15 protein-coding genes and 2 tRNA genes are annotated in these 14,117 nt (G+C 31.7%); 7 read left to right on the top strand and 10 right to left on the bottom strand.

What is annotated here, in order from left to right:
* Positions 1-17 precede the first annotated feature (17 nt).
* The 7 genes from C8N26_RS12265 (at position 18) to C8N26_RS12235 (ending at position 7,125) form a co-directional block, all read left to right on the top strand.
* The gene (locus C8N26_RS12265) at positions 18-758 is read left to right on the top strand and encodes an MlaE family ABC transporter permease (protein WP_120187532.1); all 741 of its coding nucleotides are present in this window, start codon (positions 18-20) and stop codon (positions 756-758) included.
* Positions 758-1,522, top strand: a complete 765-nt coding sequence (locus C8N26_RS12260; RefSeq protein WP_120187531.1) for an ABC transporter ATP-binding protein — start codon at positions 758-760, stop codon at positions 1,520-1,522. Before C8N26_RS12265 ends, C8N26_RS12260 begins: the two co-directional genes overlap by 1 nt.
* A 133-nt stretch (positions 1,523-1,655) precedes the next feature.
* Positions 1,656-1,728, top strand: a tRNA-Lys gene (locus C8N26_RS12255).
* 47 nt (positions 1,729-1,775) lie between these two features.
* A tRNA-Tyr gene (locus tag C8N26_RS12250) sits at positions 1,776-1,858 on the top strand.
* A gap of 114 nt (positions 1,859-1,972) precedes the next feature.
* On the top strand, positions 1,973-4,372 hold the full coding sequence (locus C8N26_RS12245) for a TonB-dependent receptor (RefSeq protein ID WP_120187530.1): 2,400 nt from the start codon (positions 1,973-1,975) through the stop codon (positions 4,370-4,372).
* Positions 4,373-4,442: 70 nt separating this feature from the next.
* Positions 4,443-5,558: a C1 family peptidase gene (locus tag C8N26_RS12240; RefSeq protein ID WP_120187529.1), complete on the top strand. Its 1,116-nt coding sequence runs from the start codon at positions 4,443-4,445 to the stop codon at positions 5,556-5,558.
* Between the two features lie 118 nt (positions 5,559-5,676).
* Positions 5,677-7,125: a DUF389 domain-containing protein gene (locus C8N26_RS12235; RefSeq protein WP_120187588.1), complete on the top strand. Its 1,449-nt coding sequence runs from the start codon at positions 5,677-5,679 to the stop codon at positions 7,123-7,125.
* A 143-nt stretch (positions 7,126-7,268) separates the two neighbouring features.
* Here the strand turns inward: C8N26_RS12235 and C8N26_RS12230 are convergent, their stop codons facing one another.
* From C8N26_RS12230 to C8N26_RS12185, 10 genes are all read right to left on the bottom strand, one after another.
* Entirely contained in the window at positions 7,269-8,165 is an 897-nt protein-coding gene (locus tag C8N26_RS12230; protein ID WP_028892912.1) for a Ppx/GppA phosphatase family protein, read from the bottom strand.
* 8 nt (positions 8,166-8,173) lie between these two features.
* Positions 8,174-8,662, bottom strand: coding sequence for a SixA phosphatase family protein (locus C8N26_RS12225; RefSeq protein WP_028892913.1), 489 nt, complete (start codon positions 8,660-8,662; stop codon positions 8,174-8,176).
* A 29-nt stretch (positions 8,663-8,691) separates the two neighbouring features.
* Positions 8,692-9,339, bottom strand: coding sequence for a pyridoxamine 5'-phosphate oxidase (pdxH, locus tag C8N26_RS12220; RefSeq protein WP_120187528.1), 648 nt, complete (start codon positions 9,337-9,339; stop codon positions 8,692-8,694).
* Positions 9,340-9,426: 87 nt separating this feature from the next.
* Positions 9,427-10,104, bottom strand: coding sequence for an SGNH/GDSL hydrolase family protein (locus C8N26_RS12215; protein WP_211327808.1), 678 nt, complete (start codon positions 10,102-10,104; stop codon positions 9,427-9,429).
* Positions 10,105-10,118: 14 nt separating this feature from the next.
* Entirely contained in the window at positions 10,119-10,346 is a 228-nt protein-coding gene (locus C8N26_RS12210) for an ArsR family transcriptional regulator (protein WP_120187527.1), read from the bottom strand.
* 183 nt (positions 10,347-10,529) lie between these two features.
* Positions 10,530-11,165 (bottom strand): nitroreductase family protein, encoded by a 636-nt coding sequence (locus tag C8N26_RS12205; protein WP_120187526.1) that lies wholly within the window; start codon positions 11,163-11,165, stop codon positions 10,530-10,532.
* A gap of 11 nt (positions 11,166-11,176) precedes the next feature.
* On the bottom strand, positions 11,177-11,608 hold the full coding sequence (locus C8N26_RS12200; protein WP_394342655.1) for an organic hydroperoxide resistance protein: 432 nt from the start codon (positions 11,606-11,608) through the stop codon (positions 11,177-11,179).
* Positions 11,583-12,029, bottom strand: coding sequence for a MarR family winged helix-turn-helix transcriptional regulator (locus C8N26_RS12195; RefSeq protein WP_028892918.1), 447 nt, complete (start codon positions 12,027-12,029; stop codon positions 11,583-11,585). The genes C8N26_RS12200 and C8N26_RS12195 overlap by 26 nt, the downstream gene beginning before the upstream one ends.
* Positions 12,030-12,273: 244 nt before the next feature.
* Positions 12,274-12,966, bottom strand: a complete 693-nt coding sequence (locus C8N26_RS12190; protein WP_245962570.1) for a hypothetical protein — start codon at positions 12,964-12,966, stop codon at positions 12,274-12,276.
* A gap of 183 nt (positions 12,967-13,149) precedes the next feature.
* On the bottom strand, positions 13,150-13,851 hold the full coding sequence (locus C8N26_RS12185) for a hypothetical protein (RefSeq protein ID WP_120187525.1): 702 nt from the start codon (positions 13,849-13,851) through the stop codon (positions 13,150-13,152).
* Positions 13,852-14,117 lie beyond the last annotated feature (266 nt).

Here is a 14,117-nt window from a genome sequence, read left to right as displayed (position 1 = left end):
AAAATAGATTTCGTTTAATGAATTACATTGAGCATATAGGTAAGTACGTTGCAATGCTAAAACAGGTTTTTACTAAACCCCAAAGAGCAAGAGTGTTTCGTGAAGCTTTATTTAGAGAAATTGATGAATTAGGACATAAATCGATAGGTATTATTGCATTTATATCGTTTTTTATTGGAGGAGTAATCGCTTTACAAACTGCGTTGAACTTAGAAAGTCCGTTTATACCAAAATCGTTGATCGGTTTCGCAGCAAAACGATCGGTTATTTTGGAGTTTGCACCTACATTTTGTTCTATTATTTTAGCAGGTAAAGTAGGGTCGTATATTACTTCGAGTATAGGAACAATGCGTGTAACTGAGCAAATTGATGCGCTAGAAGTAATGGGGATTAACTCACTAAATTATTTAGTGTTGCCTAAAATAATATCAACCGTTTTCTTTTATCCTTTTTTGATAATTTTAGGAATGTTTTTAGGAATTTTTGGAGGATGGGTAGCAGGAGTTTTATCTGGTTTGTTTTCTGGAGCAGATTATATTACAGGAGTTCAGATGGATTTTGATCCGTTCCTTATAACCTATGCGTTGATAAAAACAGTAGTCTTTGCCTTTTTAATTGCTACAGTACCTTCATACCATGGATATTTTGTTAAAGGAGGCTCATTAGAGGTTGGAAAAGCAAGTACACAGTCGGTTGTTTGGACAACAGTACTTATCGTAATAGCAAACTATTTCTTAACTCAAATGTTATTAACCTAATGATAGAAGTAAATAATTTACATAAAGGATTTAATGGTGTTGAGATTTTAAAAGGAATTACAACTTCATTTAAACCAGGAGAAACAAGTTTGATAATTGGACAGAGTGGTTCTGGGAAAACTGTGTTTTTAAAATCGTTAATTGGTTTACATACACCAGAGGAAGGAACAATTGTGTATGATGGACTTGCCAATATTGATATGACTTTAGAAGACAAACGTCAATTCCGTCAAGAATTAGGAATGGTATTCCAAGGAAGTGCATTGTTCGATTCGCAAACAGTAGAAGAAAATGTTATGTTTCCTTTAAAAATGTTTACAAAGCAACCTGAAAGTGAAATGTTAGATAGGGTAAACTTTGTGTTGAACCGTGTAAACTTAGAGAACTCGAATAAAAAGTTTCCAGCAGAATTATCAGGAGGAATGCAAAAACGTGTAGCAATTGCTCGTGCGATTGTAATGAATCCTAAATATTTATTTTGTGATGAGCCAAATTCTGGATTAGACCCTCAAACATCTATTGTTATAGATAACCTAATTCAAGAAATTACGGATGAATATAAAATTACCACAGTAATAAATACACACGATATGAATTCGGTGATGGAAATAGGAGATAAAATTGTTTTTCTCAAAAATGGAGTAAAAGCATGGGAAGGATCTCATAAAGAAATCTTCAAAACAGATAATGAAGCAGTGGTAGATTTTGTGTATTCATCAAATTTATTTAAAAAAGTTAGAAAAGCATACTTAAATGATCTTTAGGTAACTTTCTGTTAATTAATAGGTAACAAATAGTATCAAAAAAATTTCAAAAAAACTTCTAAAAAATGTTTGTGGGAACAATAAAAGCTTCTATATTTGCACCCGCAAACGCAGAAAAGCAAAAGCAAAAAATGACCGGGTAGCTCAGTTGGTAGAGCATCTCCCTTTTAAGGAGAGGGTCCTGGGTTCGAGCCCCAGCCCGGTCACTAGTAAAGCTTCTCGATTTTACTGAGAAGCTTTTTTTAAAAGCTTTGGGGAGATTCCAGAGCGGCCAAATGGGACGGACTGTAACTCCGTTGTCTTACGACTTCGCAGGTTCGAATCCTGCTCTCCCCACGAAAACTCAATCATAACGATTGAGTTTTTTTGTTTCTAATATATTTTTGTTTATCTTTTTTTGTCTTTTGTTAAACAAAAAATGTATTTTTGTTAAGTCTTAAATATTTTGATATGAGAAAAGTGTTGATACTCTTGGTTTTACTTCAGTCGTTTACTGGAGTGTCTCAAAATGAAGGAGGAATTTCAGGAAAGGTTATTGATTCTAAAACAAGAGAAGTACTTCCTTTTGTTAATGTTTTGGTATATGGAACAAAAATAGGAGCAGTTTCAAATGAAAAAGGAGAGTTTGTATTGAATAATGTTCCTTTGGGGTATAATAAAATACAGGCTTCATTTGTCGGCTATAAAACGTTAATTTCTGATGAGTATTTAGTTACTAAAGATAATTCGCCATATATAACCTTAGAGTTGATTGAAGATGCAACACAGTTAAAAGAAGTTCAAATACAAGCACCACTATTTAAAGAGTCTGTAGATAGCCCATTATCACTTCAAAGTTTGGGTATAGCAGAAATAGAAAAGAACCCAGGAGGGAATAGAGATGTGTTAAAAGTAATTCAGTCTTTTCCTGGAGTAGCCTCCAATCCTGGATTTAGAAATGATATTATTATTAGAGGAGGAGCAACTTCTGAAAATAAGTTTTACTTAGATGGAATTGAAGTTCCTGTAATAAATCACTTTCAAACCCAAGGGGCAACTGGTGGACCAGTAGGAATTATGAATGCAGATTTAATTCGTAAGGTAGATTTTTATTCAAGTGCTTTTCCAGCAAACAGAGGTAACTCTTTGAGTTCTGTTATAGAGTTTACTCAAAAAAGAGGAAATCCAAATTCACTAAACACAAGAGCAACTATTGGAACTTCAGACGCAGGAATTACCTTAGATGGTCCATTAGGTAAGAATACAACCTTTATTTTTTCTGCTCGACAATCGTATTTACAGTTTTTATTTAAGTTGATAAAACTTCCTTTTTTGCCAACATATAGCGACTTTCAAGTAAATGTTAAATCACAATTATCAAAAAACAGTGAATTATCAATAGTTGCTTTGGGGGCTATTGATGATTTTAAAATAAATAAAGAGGTAAATGATGGTGAAACAGACCTAGAAACTATTAAAAGGAATAAAGTTATACTTAATTCAGTACCAGTAAATAGTCAATGGAATTATACTGTAGGAGCCAGTTACAAGTATTTTGCACCAAACTCCACACACTTAGTTGTGCTTAGTCGAAATGAATGGAAAAACAAGGCGGTAAAATATTTTTTAAATGAAGAAATACCAGCGAATTTACTGTTAGATTATTCATCAAAAGAAATAGAGAATAAATTGCGATATGAAAACAGCTTTGAAAGTGACAATAAGATTGATTTTAATCTAGGTTTTAACTTAGAAACAGCAAGATATACGAATAGTAATTATCAGAAAAATGCTAATTTAGATGGAGTAACCATCTACGATTTTAATTCAGCGATTGATTTTGTTAAATATGGAGTTTTCGGACAAGTATCAAAAAGGTATTTAGATGAAAAATTAGGAGTTTCTTTTGGTTTTAGAATGGATGGGATAGATTACAATTCAACAATGAAAAATCCATTCAATCAATTTTCACCACGATTGTCGTTGAGCTATAATCTGTCTGAAAAATGGATGGTGAGTTCTTCAGTAGGTCGTTACTATCAATTACCGTCTTATACAGTATTAGGATATAAAAACGATATAGGCGAATTTGAGAACAAAAATGGATTGAAGTATATACAATCAGATCATTTTGTAAGTGGATTAAGTTATAAGCCTAATACAAGTTCAAAAGTTACTTTTGAAGGGTTTTATAAAGGATATAAAGACTATCCATTCTCGTTAAGAAATCAGATAAGTTTAGCAAACCTAGGTGCTGACTTTGGCATTATAGGAAATGAAGCAGTGAGTTCAACATCTGAGGGGCGAGCGTATGGATTCGAGTTATTAGCACAGAAAAAATCATATAGCGGACTGTATGGAATAGCGTCGTATACCTTTGTAAGAAGTGAGTTTAAAGATGCACAAGGTGGATATATTCCTTCAACATGGGATAATAAACACTTGTTAACAATTACAGCAGGAAAAAAACTAAACAGAAATTGGGAAATAGGAACTAAGTTTCGATTAGTTGGTGGTAAACCTTATACACCATACGATTTAGGTGCTTCTTCTTTAAAAGATAATTATGATGTGCAAAATGGCGGAATTTTAGATTATACCAAACTTAATACAGAAAGATTAGATACGTATACACAACTAGATATACGTGTAGATAAAACATGGTTCTTAAAAAAAGCAGCCATAAACCTATATTTAGATGTTCAAAATATATATGCCAGTAGCTCTAAACAGCAACCATTTTTATTACCTATTGAAGATGGAAATGGTAGAGTAACCGATCCTAATGATAGTTCAAGGTATTTACTAGAGGAAATAGAAAGTACAACAGGAAGAGCTTTACCACGTATTGGCGTTATAGTGGATTTTTAACACTTTTGAAGTTTAATAATCTTTTAAAAAGAGTAAATTGCTTGCTTAAATTATCATAAGATTTTTAAACATGAAAAAAATTCTATTAGGAGCGGCATTAACTTTTTTAAGTATAACTTCAACTTCAGCACAAAAGTATCAGTTTTCAACAGTAAAAGATATTGAAGATACTGAAGTTAAAAGTCAAGGAAGAACAGGAACATGTTGGAGTTTTTCTACAACCTCTTTTTTAGAATCAGAAATTATCAGATTAACAGGTAAAAACATTGATTTATCTGAAATGTACACGGTTCGTAATACGTATTCAGATAAAGCAAATAATTATTTATACCGTCAAGGAAAAGCACAATTTAGCGAAGGAGGTTTAGCGCACGATGTAATTAATTCAGTAGAAAAATACGGATTAGTACCTGAGCAAGTTTTTACTGGTTTAGATCTTGGACAAGACAGACATAATCACGCTGAAATGATTGCGGTGTTAAAATCGATGTTAGACGCTTACATTAAAAACCCAGCAGGAGAATTAAGTCCAAAATGGAAGCAATCGGTAGAAAGTGTTTTAGATGTGTATTTAGGAAAAAATAAAGAAGAGTTCACTTTCGAAGGAAAAAAATATACTCCTAAATCGTTTGCAGAATATGTAAAAATAGATCCTTCAAACTATGTAACGATTAGTTCTTTTGAGCATGCAAAAAAATACGATCAGTTCATTTTAAACATTCCTGATAATTTTTCAAATGGAGCATTTTATAATATTTCTTTAGATGAATTAGTAGCTGTAACAGAAGAAGCTATTAAAAAAGGATATACAGTAGAGTTAGACTGTGATGTTTCAGAAAAAACATTTTCATCAAAAAGTGGAGTTGCTGTAATTCCTGCGAGTAGTACAGAAAATAAAAAAGCGTTGACAGAAATTGTAGAAGAAAAAACAATTACACCAAGTTTACGTCAAACAGAATTTGAAAATTTTAACACAACCGATGATCACTTAATGCATATTGTAGGTTTGGTAAAAGACCAAAAAGGAAACACCTATTTTAAAGTAAAGAATTCTTGGGGTAAAAATCAAGGAAATCAGGGGTATGTGTATATGTCAGTTCCTTACTTCAAATTAAAAACAATATCTGTTTTATTACATAAAGATGGAATTTCACCAAAATTGAAAAATAAATTACACATTAACTAAATAACGGTTTTTAAACAAAATTCTTAAACGCTTGTGGGTTCAATGCTTACAAGCGTTTTTTATATCTTTTCTAATTCGGGAATTTTGTATCTTTCCGAAGTTAATAAAAATGAAAAATATGGAAGAAAATAAGCAAGAGGAAGCTGTAGAGCAATCAGAGCAAACTATACAGCAAGATGCGAAAGGCTTATGGGAAAAGATAAAGAAGTTTATATTAGAGCTTCTTGATTTTAGAGATGATACAGACCAAGAGGCAACAATAGAGGCAATAAAAAGTGATATTTCTTTTAAAGGAGCCACAGCTTGGATTTTAATCTGTTCTATTTTTGTGGCATCTATAGGGTTAAATGCAAATTCAACAGCAGTAGTAATTGGAGCCATGTTAATATCTCCTTTAATGGGGCCTATTTTAGGGGTAGGAATGTCTATTGCTATTAACGATATTGATACATTACGCAAATCGTTAACAAACTTAGCTACAATGATTGTGTTAAGTTTATTAACAGCGTTTTTATTCTTTTTTATATTTCCACTTCGTGAAGAAACTTCAGAGTTATTAGGTAGAGTAAGACCTGATATTAGAGATGTATTAATTGCTTTCTTTGGTGGTTTAGCATTAATTATTGCACGAACTAAAAAAGGTACAATTGCTTCTGTAATATTTGGTGTAGCAATTGCTACAGCCTTAATGCCGCCATTGTGTACAGCAGGGTATGGTTTAGCAATAGGTAATTTTGACTACTTTCTTGGTGCGATGTATTTATTTACAATCAACACCATTTTTATTGCATTGGCAACTTTCTTAGTGTTGAAATTGTTAGGATTTACAATGATTCGTTATGTAAATTCTGCTAAACGTAAAAGAATAGCACAAATAGCATCTTTTATTGCCTTTTTGGTAATGGTTCCTGCTGTGTTTACTTTCGTGGGAGTATATAATGAAAGTGTAATTGATGCAAGCTATAAAAGGTTCTTAAAAGCAAAAGTGTATGATAATCCTAATTTATGGTTACAGCGTGAAAAGCTAGAGGTTAAAGAGAAAACAATAAAATTATTTTTTAACGGTGATGTAAGCGATGCAACGGAATCTTTTTTGAGAAATGAATTAAAAACCTTCCCTAAAATAGACTCTTATTCTCTGGTAATAAATGAAAACAAAGCAAAAAGTGTTGATAGGGTAGTAGATGCGTACGATAGGGCAGTAAAAGAGTTAGATGAAAAAGATAATATCATAACAGGTTTACACATGGAGATTGATGATTTGAAAAGAACAATTTCTAGTTTAAATCAAAGAATAGAGCAAGATGCTTTGTATAGAGATAAAAACTCAATTCCTTTCAATAAAATTAGTACAGAAGCAAAAATTCGATTTAATGATATTAAAGAAATGAGTTTAGCAAAAGTATTATCATCAAGTGATTTTATAAAAGTAGATACCTCTACAGTCGTATCTATAAGTTGGAATAAAAAGTTAGCAGACTCTATTATGGTAAAAAATGAGAGAGAGTTAAGAACTTGGATACAAAAAGAATTGAAAACTGATAAAATTCAAATAAGAAGAAAGTAGCAAAAAGATATATTGTGTATTATAAAAAAAACCTCGCAACAGCGAGGTTTTTGTTTTTGATTTTTTGTTAGAGTATTTCTAATAAATAAGAAATTACTCTAACTATATGACACTATTATCCTGTGAAAGTCACAAAATAAGGTTTAAAACTTGTTGAAATATAAACTTTTAATAATTCCGTCTGAAAGTCCAATTTTAGGAACATAAATTTTTCTGGCTCCACTCCATTTCATGGCAGATAGGTATATTTTTGTAGCAGGAACAATAACATCGGCTCTATCAGGGTTTAAACCTAATTCAGAAATACGTTCTTGATAGCTCATTTTTTTTAAGAATTGGTATTGAGCATTCAAGTAAATGTATGAAATAGGTTTACCAATATCTCTTCCAGACATTTTAAAGAGTTTGTTAATATTTCCTCCTGATCCAATTAAAGAAATTCGTCTATAATCACTGGTGTTTTCTTCAATCCAGTTTTGTACTTTACCAAAAAGAATTTTGTTTTCAGATTTCTTATTGTTAAGTAAACGTACGGTACCTATTTTAAACGATTTAGAACGAATAATTTTTCCTTTTGAAAATAAGGTGAATTCGGTACTACCACCACCTACATCAACATATAAGTAAGTAGAGTCAGATTCTATTAATTGGTTTAAATCGGTAGAAGATATAATAGCTGCTTCTTTTTTACCATCTATAATATCAATTTTAACTTCAGTATTTTTTAAAATAGAATTAGCAACTTCTTCACCATTTTCAGCTTCTCTCATCGCTGAGGTAGCACAAGCTTTATATCGCTCAACTCCATGAATTTTCATGATGAGTTTAAAGGCTTGCATTGCATCAATCATTCGTTGCGTATTTGCTTCTGAAATTCGTCCAGAAACAAAAGCATCAGCTCCTAAACGAATAGGTACACGAACTAACGATGATTTTTTAAATTGGGGTTCTCTATCTCTTTCTTCAATAACGTTAGCTACTAATAACCTTACTGCATTAGATCCAATATCAATAGCGCCGTACTTCTTTATTTTCAAAATATATAGATTTATCTATGGTTCTTAGGAAACTCTACTAATATAGTGCTTCCTTTCTTAATATCTTTCCAGTGTTTAGTATCAAACTGAATTCCTACAACACCACATGTAGTTACATGAGCAATAGGTTTATTACCAAATTTGTTCACAAAACTATTAATACCGTGGTCATGACTAAATACAATGGCACTATCAAAACTATCATCAAGTGCTTTTACAGTTTTAACTAAATAACCATCACTAAAATTATATAGCTGACGTTTTATTTTAAGGTTTGACAACGGATATCCAAAGTTTTCACAAAAAATAACCGCTGTATGCAGCGCTCTATTTGCACTACTAGAAAGAAAAACATCAGGTTTGTTAATTTTCTTAGCTAGGTATTTTGACAAAAGATGGGCATCATTAATACCACGTTCTTTTAAAGGTCTATCAATATCTTTAACGCTATCATACTCCCATGATGATTTAGCGTGACGAACGATATATAGTGTTTTCATTCAAATATAAATACTATGTAAATATAAAACTAAGGAGCTAAACGTTCAAGTTTCCAAGAAAAATCTTTTTGTAAAGTGTATCGAATGCGGTCGTGCATACGGTTTGGACGCCCTTGCCAAAACTCAATAGAAACAGGTTTAACTAGAAAACCACCCCAATGTTTGGGCCTAGGTATGTCTTGATTTTCAAACTTTCTTTCAAAGGAAGCAAGATTGTTATCTAGCTCATTACGAGAAGTCACTACTTCACTTTGGTTAGAAGCCCAAGCACCTAATTTACTTCCGTCTGGTCTCGATTCAAAATAACCATCAGATAAATTCTCGGCAAGTTTTTCAGCTTTCCCTTTAATAATAATTTGTTGCTCTAAACTAGACCAGAAAAATGACAAACACACATGGTTGTTGTTTAAAATAGCCTTTCCTTTTTCTGAATTGTAGTTGGTATAAAAAATAAAACCTTCCCATGTATATTTCTTTAATAAAACAACTCTACTTTTTGGAAAACCATCTAATCCAATAGATGCAATTGTCATAGCGTTTGCTTCATCTACTAACTCAGATTCATCTGCAGTAAAAAACCAATCTCTAAATAATTCAATAGGATTTTCAGGACAGTTATCCTCTAGTAACTCTCTTTTTTCGTAAGATTTTCTATAGTCACTTAAATCGTGTGCCATTCTTGTTAATTTATACTATGTAAAAGTACAATTTTATACTATTTAAAATCATACTTAGGCAAGATTTATAAAGAGACTCGTCATAATTTATTCTTTAAGAATTAATTGTTTAATTAATATAAAAGAATCTTCATCAGCTACCCATTTTTTATATTTTTTAAAAGGGAGTTGTTGAAGGTTTTTTGTTGGATATAATTGATGAAAAATAGTAAGAGCAGCTACAAAACTTCCAGCAGTAGAAGGATGGAAGTTATCCAGACTATATAAAGACTCTTTACCTTTATAAGTGTTATATTCTTTCCATATATTTCCCACAGGAAACAAAAAAGCATCGTTCTGTTTGGTAGCAAATTTGTGATTCTCTATTACTTTATCAAAAGTATGGTAATATCTAACGGATGGCCATACCATAAAGTAACTAAGTTTAGTGTTGTATTGCTCACAAAGAGCTCTTATTGTCGCTCCGTCTTGTATTAGCATTCTTCTTCCTTCTGCTTGTGAGGAAGGACCTTGTTGAACAATTAGATAGTCAAATTGTTTTTTTGCTAATAGTTTTTGAAGTTTTCCGTCGTTAATATGATCAATAATAGCATAGTTAGGAAAACATAAGCTTTTGGTTTTAATAGTAATTCCTTGTTGTTTTCCGATATACTCTAACATTTTAGGCATATTGTTCGTATAGGTTAAACTATTTCCAACAAATAATATTTGTTGTGATTGAACAGAAAGTTGAAAAAAGAGTAGTATGTAGAGTAGCTTATTCAAGGGTAATGATATTTTTACACCTCTAAATTTAGCCTATTTTTTAATTCTATTCTACCAATAGAGGTAATAATAACTTCTCTAGAGTTTGTTTTTTTACGTAACCAATCTTTTTTAATCATTGCTTCGAGAAGAGAAGCACCTAATGCTCCTGCAATATGACGCTTTCTTTCACTCCAATCTAAACATTGATGAGCAAAAGAACGTTTTTTTCTATTGAATAGTATATTTTCTATAGCGTTCATAGTTACTTATTGTTTGTTAGAGTTAAAAGTACATGACGCTTTTATATTCTACTTCATTTTAAAATGAAGTATGGATTTTACGTTAATTAAAAAACAAATGCTTTTCTATAAACAGACAAAGCTGTAAGAAAAGCATTTTGTTGAGTGTTTTACTTTTTTAATAAAACAGTGTTTATTGCTGTACTATTTTACATCAATAACGAATTCATCTCTAGGAATTCTAACTTTTTTCATTGGTTTAATCCAGTCCTTTTCATCGTCGGTATAACCAATGTACATTAGTGATACACTTTTTAAGCCCATTTTATCTAATTCTAAAACTTCATCAACTACTTTATTGTCAAATCCTTCAGCAGGACAAGTGTCTACTTTTAACTCTGCAGCTTGTGCCAAAGCTAACCCTAAAGCAATATAAGTTTGTCTTGATGTGTGTGCAAAATTAACTTCGTCAGGAAGATCTAAATATACTTTTTTAAGCATGTCCGTATAGCTACTAAATCTACCTCTAGGTAATCCTCTTTCGTCTGTAGTATAGTCGAACACTTTGTCTATTCTTTCCTCTGTATAGTTGTCCCAAGCAGCAAAAACTAACACATGCGAACAGTCTTTCATAGAATCAGGGTTTAAAGCTCCTTGTACTAACTTTTCTTTAACCTCCTGATTTGATATTGAAATAACTCTAAATTGTTGTAACCCCGATGAGGTTGGTGCTAATCTAGCAGCTTCAATAATTTTTTCAATATTTTCTTCACTTACTTTTTTATTTGGATCAAAAGCTTTTACAGCATGTCTCCAGTTAAGATTTTCTATTAATGACATTATATTAATATTTAATTATTTGTTGTATTTAATTTTACTTCAATATTTCCTCTTGTAGCATTTGAGTAAGGACAAACTTGATGAGCTTTTTCGGTTAAGGCTTTTGCTTCTTCTAAAGAAACATCAGGAATATTTACATCTAATGCTGCTGCAAGTCCAAAACCACCATTTTCTATTTGACCAATACTTACTGTTGCTTTGACAGTAGTTGTACCAGTATTAATTTTAGATTTTTTGATGACTAAGTTTAACGCACTATCAAAACAAGCTGAATATCCTGCTGCAAAAAGCATTTCAGGATTTGGATAATCGTCATTAGCTCCTCCCAGCGCTTTAGGATGTCTAACATCAAGTTCTAAAACTCCGTTTTCACTTTTTACATGTCCGTTTCTTCCGCCAGTTGCTTTGGCGCTGATATTATAAATTGGTTTTATTTTTTCCATTAATCTGATTTAATATATGTTCTATTATATTTTTGAGTTCTGTTAATTTGTCAACAGAAATATTTAGAGAAGTCATAATTTGACCAGGAACACATTCTGCTTTTTCTTGGATATTTTCCCCCAGTTCTGTTAAATTAATTTTCACAACGCGTTCGTCCGTTATCTCTCTTTTTCTTTCTATAAGTTTTTTATGCTCTAACCTTTTAAGCAAAGGAGTAAGGGTACCACTGTCCAAATTAAGTTTAGAACCTATTTCTGATACACTTTGATCACCTTCTTCCCATAAAACTAACATTACTAAATATTGAGGATATGTTAAATCTAGCTTTTTTAGTATGGGACGGTATAAACTAATTACTTCTTTCGCTAGCGTATAAACCGGAAAGCATACTTGATTGGTTAATTTTAATTGTTCTGACATAATTGACTTATAAATAACGGCACAAATATATCGCACAATTAAATTGTGTGCAATTTAATTATTGTAAAATTATGTGAAAATTATTTTAAGAATGTTAATTCGCTTGTTTTACTGAATGATTAACTGTTTAATGCGGTATTGAAATTTTGATATTCGTAGGTTATTGTTTGGGTGTAAAGTTGTGTAGCTAATTTTTCATCTATAGGATTTTCTTTCTGATATTCAATTGTCCTAAAAAGTACTATTATTTAATGTGTTTTTTTATGTCATATTCAAATTTGAGAACTTTTAAATTCCACAAAGTCAAAGTTTGCGTTGCGGTAATTTTATTATTTACGCTACTTACGACTAACTTGTCTTTAAATGACTTGATAAATTTTGTCCATAATTGACCTTTTGAATCCCTAAGCAAAAAATAAAATCCACTATCCCCAATTTTTTGTCCGGATGAATCCAAAATGAGTTCACCTTTCTCACCAACTTTAGGAGATAAAATTACAGAGGCATTGCCATTTGGTAAAGGAAAAACGGCTTTGATGCAAGTTTCTTTATTTGGTAAAGAACAAGTTTCATAAACTCCTGAATAAACTACTTGACCTGTCGACTTAAAGGTTCTAAGCCAGATAGTTCTTTTGACTTCATTAGTTTTTGAATCAATTAGTTTAATTATTTCGTTAGTTAGCTCTAATCCATTTTCTAAGTTTTGAGTTGGAACATTCAATTGTTCAATTCTATTACTGAAAATCATTCTGACCAAGGAGCCAAAAACTTTGAATATTGGATTCCATTTTGCTTTAAGGAGTAGATCGTAATTTGAAGTGTTTTCATAGAAGTCTATTACATCTGGAGATAGTCTTTGAAAATCAGTCTTTGGTAGCCTTAAATGTTTAATTGAATCTAATAATCCCTTATCCTTTTTTTGACTCTCGACAACCAAGTTTTCATTTTTTGCTAATTGGTCAATAAATTTAATCCCGATTCCATGAGTTTCTCCAAATGGTCCTATAAGCCATTTGAATTTTAAAGTGTCAATTTTTTTTTCCGAAAAGGATAACCCATTGTTGAGTAATCCAATCTTGTATGTTCTGATTTTTTTTGGCTATCCCCATTATTGCCTATATTATATGTTAGGAATAAAGTTGGATTGACCTTTCCACTTTCCAAATTCTGATAAAGGTTTAAACCTAAGAGTGGTAAACTCAAAATGGAAATCCTTTCTTTTTCTTTCTTTCATTGCGTCCGAATGCCTTTTCGGTTTTTCAACTTCACTATGACCACGAACCATATCAGTCATTTCTTTTTCAGTCTTCCAAATTGAAAAGGTCGATACTGTGTTGGGAAATTTAACTGAAGCCAATGAGAGAGTTGTTCCTGGGTGATCTCTAACAAGTTTTTCAACCGGTCTGCCCCAATGTATAAATCTAGGAACTGCAAAAGGTTTCATTCTTGCTATTGTAACAGCAACTACAGGAGAGTTCGGACTATCTAATTCGTCTTTATGATTAGGTATTTTGAACCCACTAAACTTTCCCCATTCTCTAACAAAAGACAAACGTACATGCCAACCTTTTGCCAGGATTCTTCCAAAACTGTTTTGTTCTAAATAGTTTTTAAGTGCAGCTTCATTTTCCCATTGCATAAAAACTGCTACTTGTCCAATTAAAAACCTAGAGGGAGAAAAGATTGGTGAACCTAGTGTCATTGCTGTCATATATTCCGAATGAATTAGTCCTTTTGTGTTTTTGGAGATAGGATTCGAGAATATTCTTTTTACCGCATCAAAAAAGGGAAGTTCGACTAAATGATAAGAGAATATGCTCACTTTGATTTTAATTGAATTATTAGTTCTATGTGGTTCGTCTAATTACACACAACGTGTTTGTGTATGATGTCGTTGCGTTGGTCAGGTTAAAGTTAGTAAAAGAAACTAGAACTTTGGCGTGTCTATAAATTATTCCAAGTACACCAGGAACAAGCAATGCATTATACACGTCTTAAGTTAGCAATTGTTTAAATTTAGTAATATAAATCAGAAAGAAAAAAGCGTAGAGTAAGGTTATGTTATACGTTGAAACCTAGATTTCGTCA

Origin of the sequence: Tenacibaculum lutimaris (assembly GCF_003610735.1) — a bacterium.
Lineage (GTDB): Bacteria > Bacteroidota > Bacteroidia > Flavobacteriales > Flavobacteriaceae > Polaribacter > Polaribacter lutimaris.
This window is presented reverse-complemented; position numbering and strand designations above follow the sequence as displayed.

Bases quoted from the DNA above. Each gene is read 5' to 3' on its own strand.
- C8N26_RS12265 (WP_120187532.1), top strand. From the start codon at position 18: ATGAATTACATTGAGCATATAGGTAAGTACGTTGCAATGCTAAAACAG.
- C8N26_RS12260 (WP_120187531.1), top strand. From the start codon at position 758: ATGATAGAAGTAAATAATTTACATAAAGGATTTAATGGTGTTGAGATT.
- C8N26_RS12245 (WP_120187530.1), top strand. From the start codon at position 1,973: ATGAGAAAAGTGTTGATACTCTTGGTTTTACTTCAGTCGTTTACTGGA.
- C8N26_RS12240 (WP_120187529.1), top strand. From the start codon at position 4,443: ATGAAAAAAATTCTATTAGGAGCGGCATTAACTTTTTTAAGTATAACT.
- C8N26_RS12235 (WP_120187588.1), top strand. From the start codon at position 5,677: ATGGAAGAAAATAAGCAAGAGGAAGCTGTAGAGCAATCAGAGCAAACT.
- C8N26_RS12225 (WP_028892913.1), bottom strand. From the start codon at position 8,662: ATGAAAACACTATATATCGTTCGTCACGCTAAATCATCATGGGAGTAT.
- pdxH (WP_120187528.1), bottom strand. From the start codon at position 9,339: ATGGCACACGATTTAAGTGACTATAGAAAATCTTACGAAAAAAGAGAG.
- C8N26_RS12210 (WP_120187527.1), bottom strand. From the start codon at position 10,346: ATGAACGCTATAGAAAATATACTATTCAATAGAAAAAAACGTTCTTTT.
- C8N26_RS12205 (WP_120187526.1), bottom strand. From the start codon at position 11,165: ATGTCATTAATAGAAAATCTTAACTGGAGACATGCTGTAAAAGCTTTT.
- C8N26_RS12200 (WP_394342655.1), bottom strand. From the start codon at position 11,608: ATGGAAAAAATAAAACCAATTTATAATATCAGCGCCAAAGCAACTGGC.
- C8N26_RS12195 (WP_028892918.1), bottom strand. From the start codon at position 12,029: ATGTCAGAACAATTAAAATTAACCAATCAAGTATGCTTTCCGGTTTAT.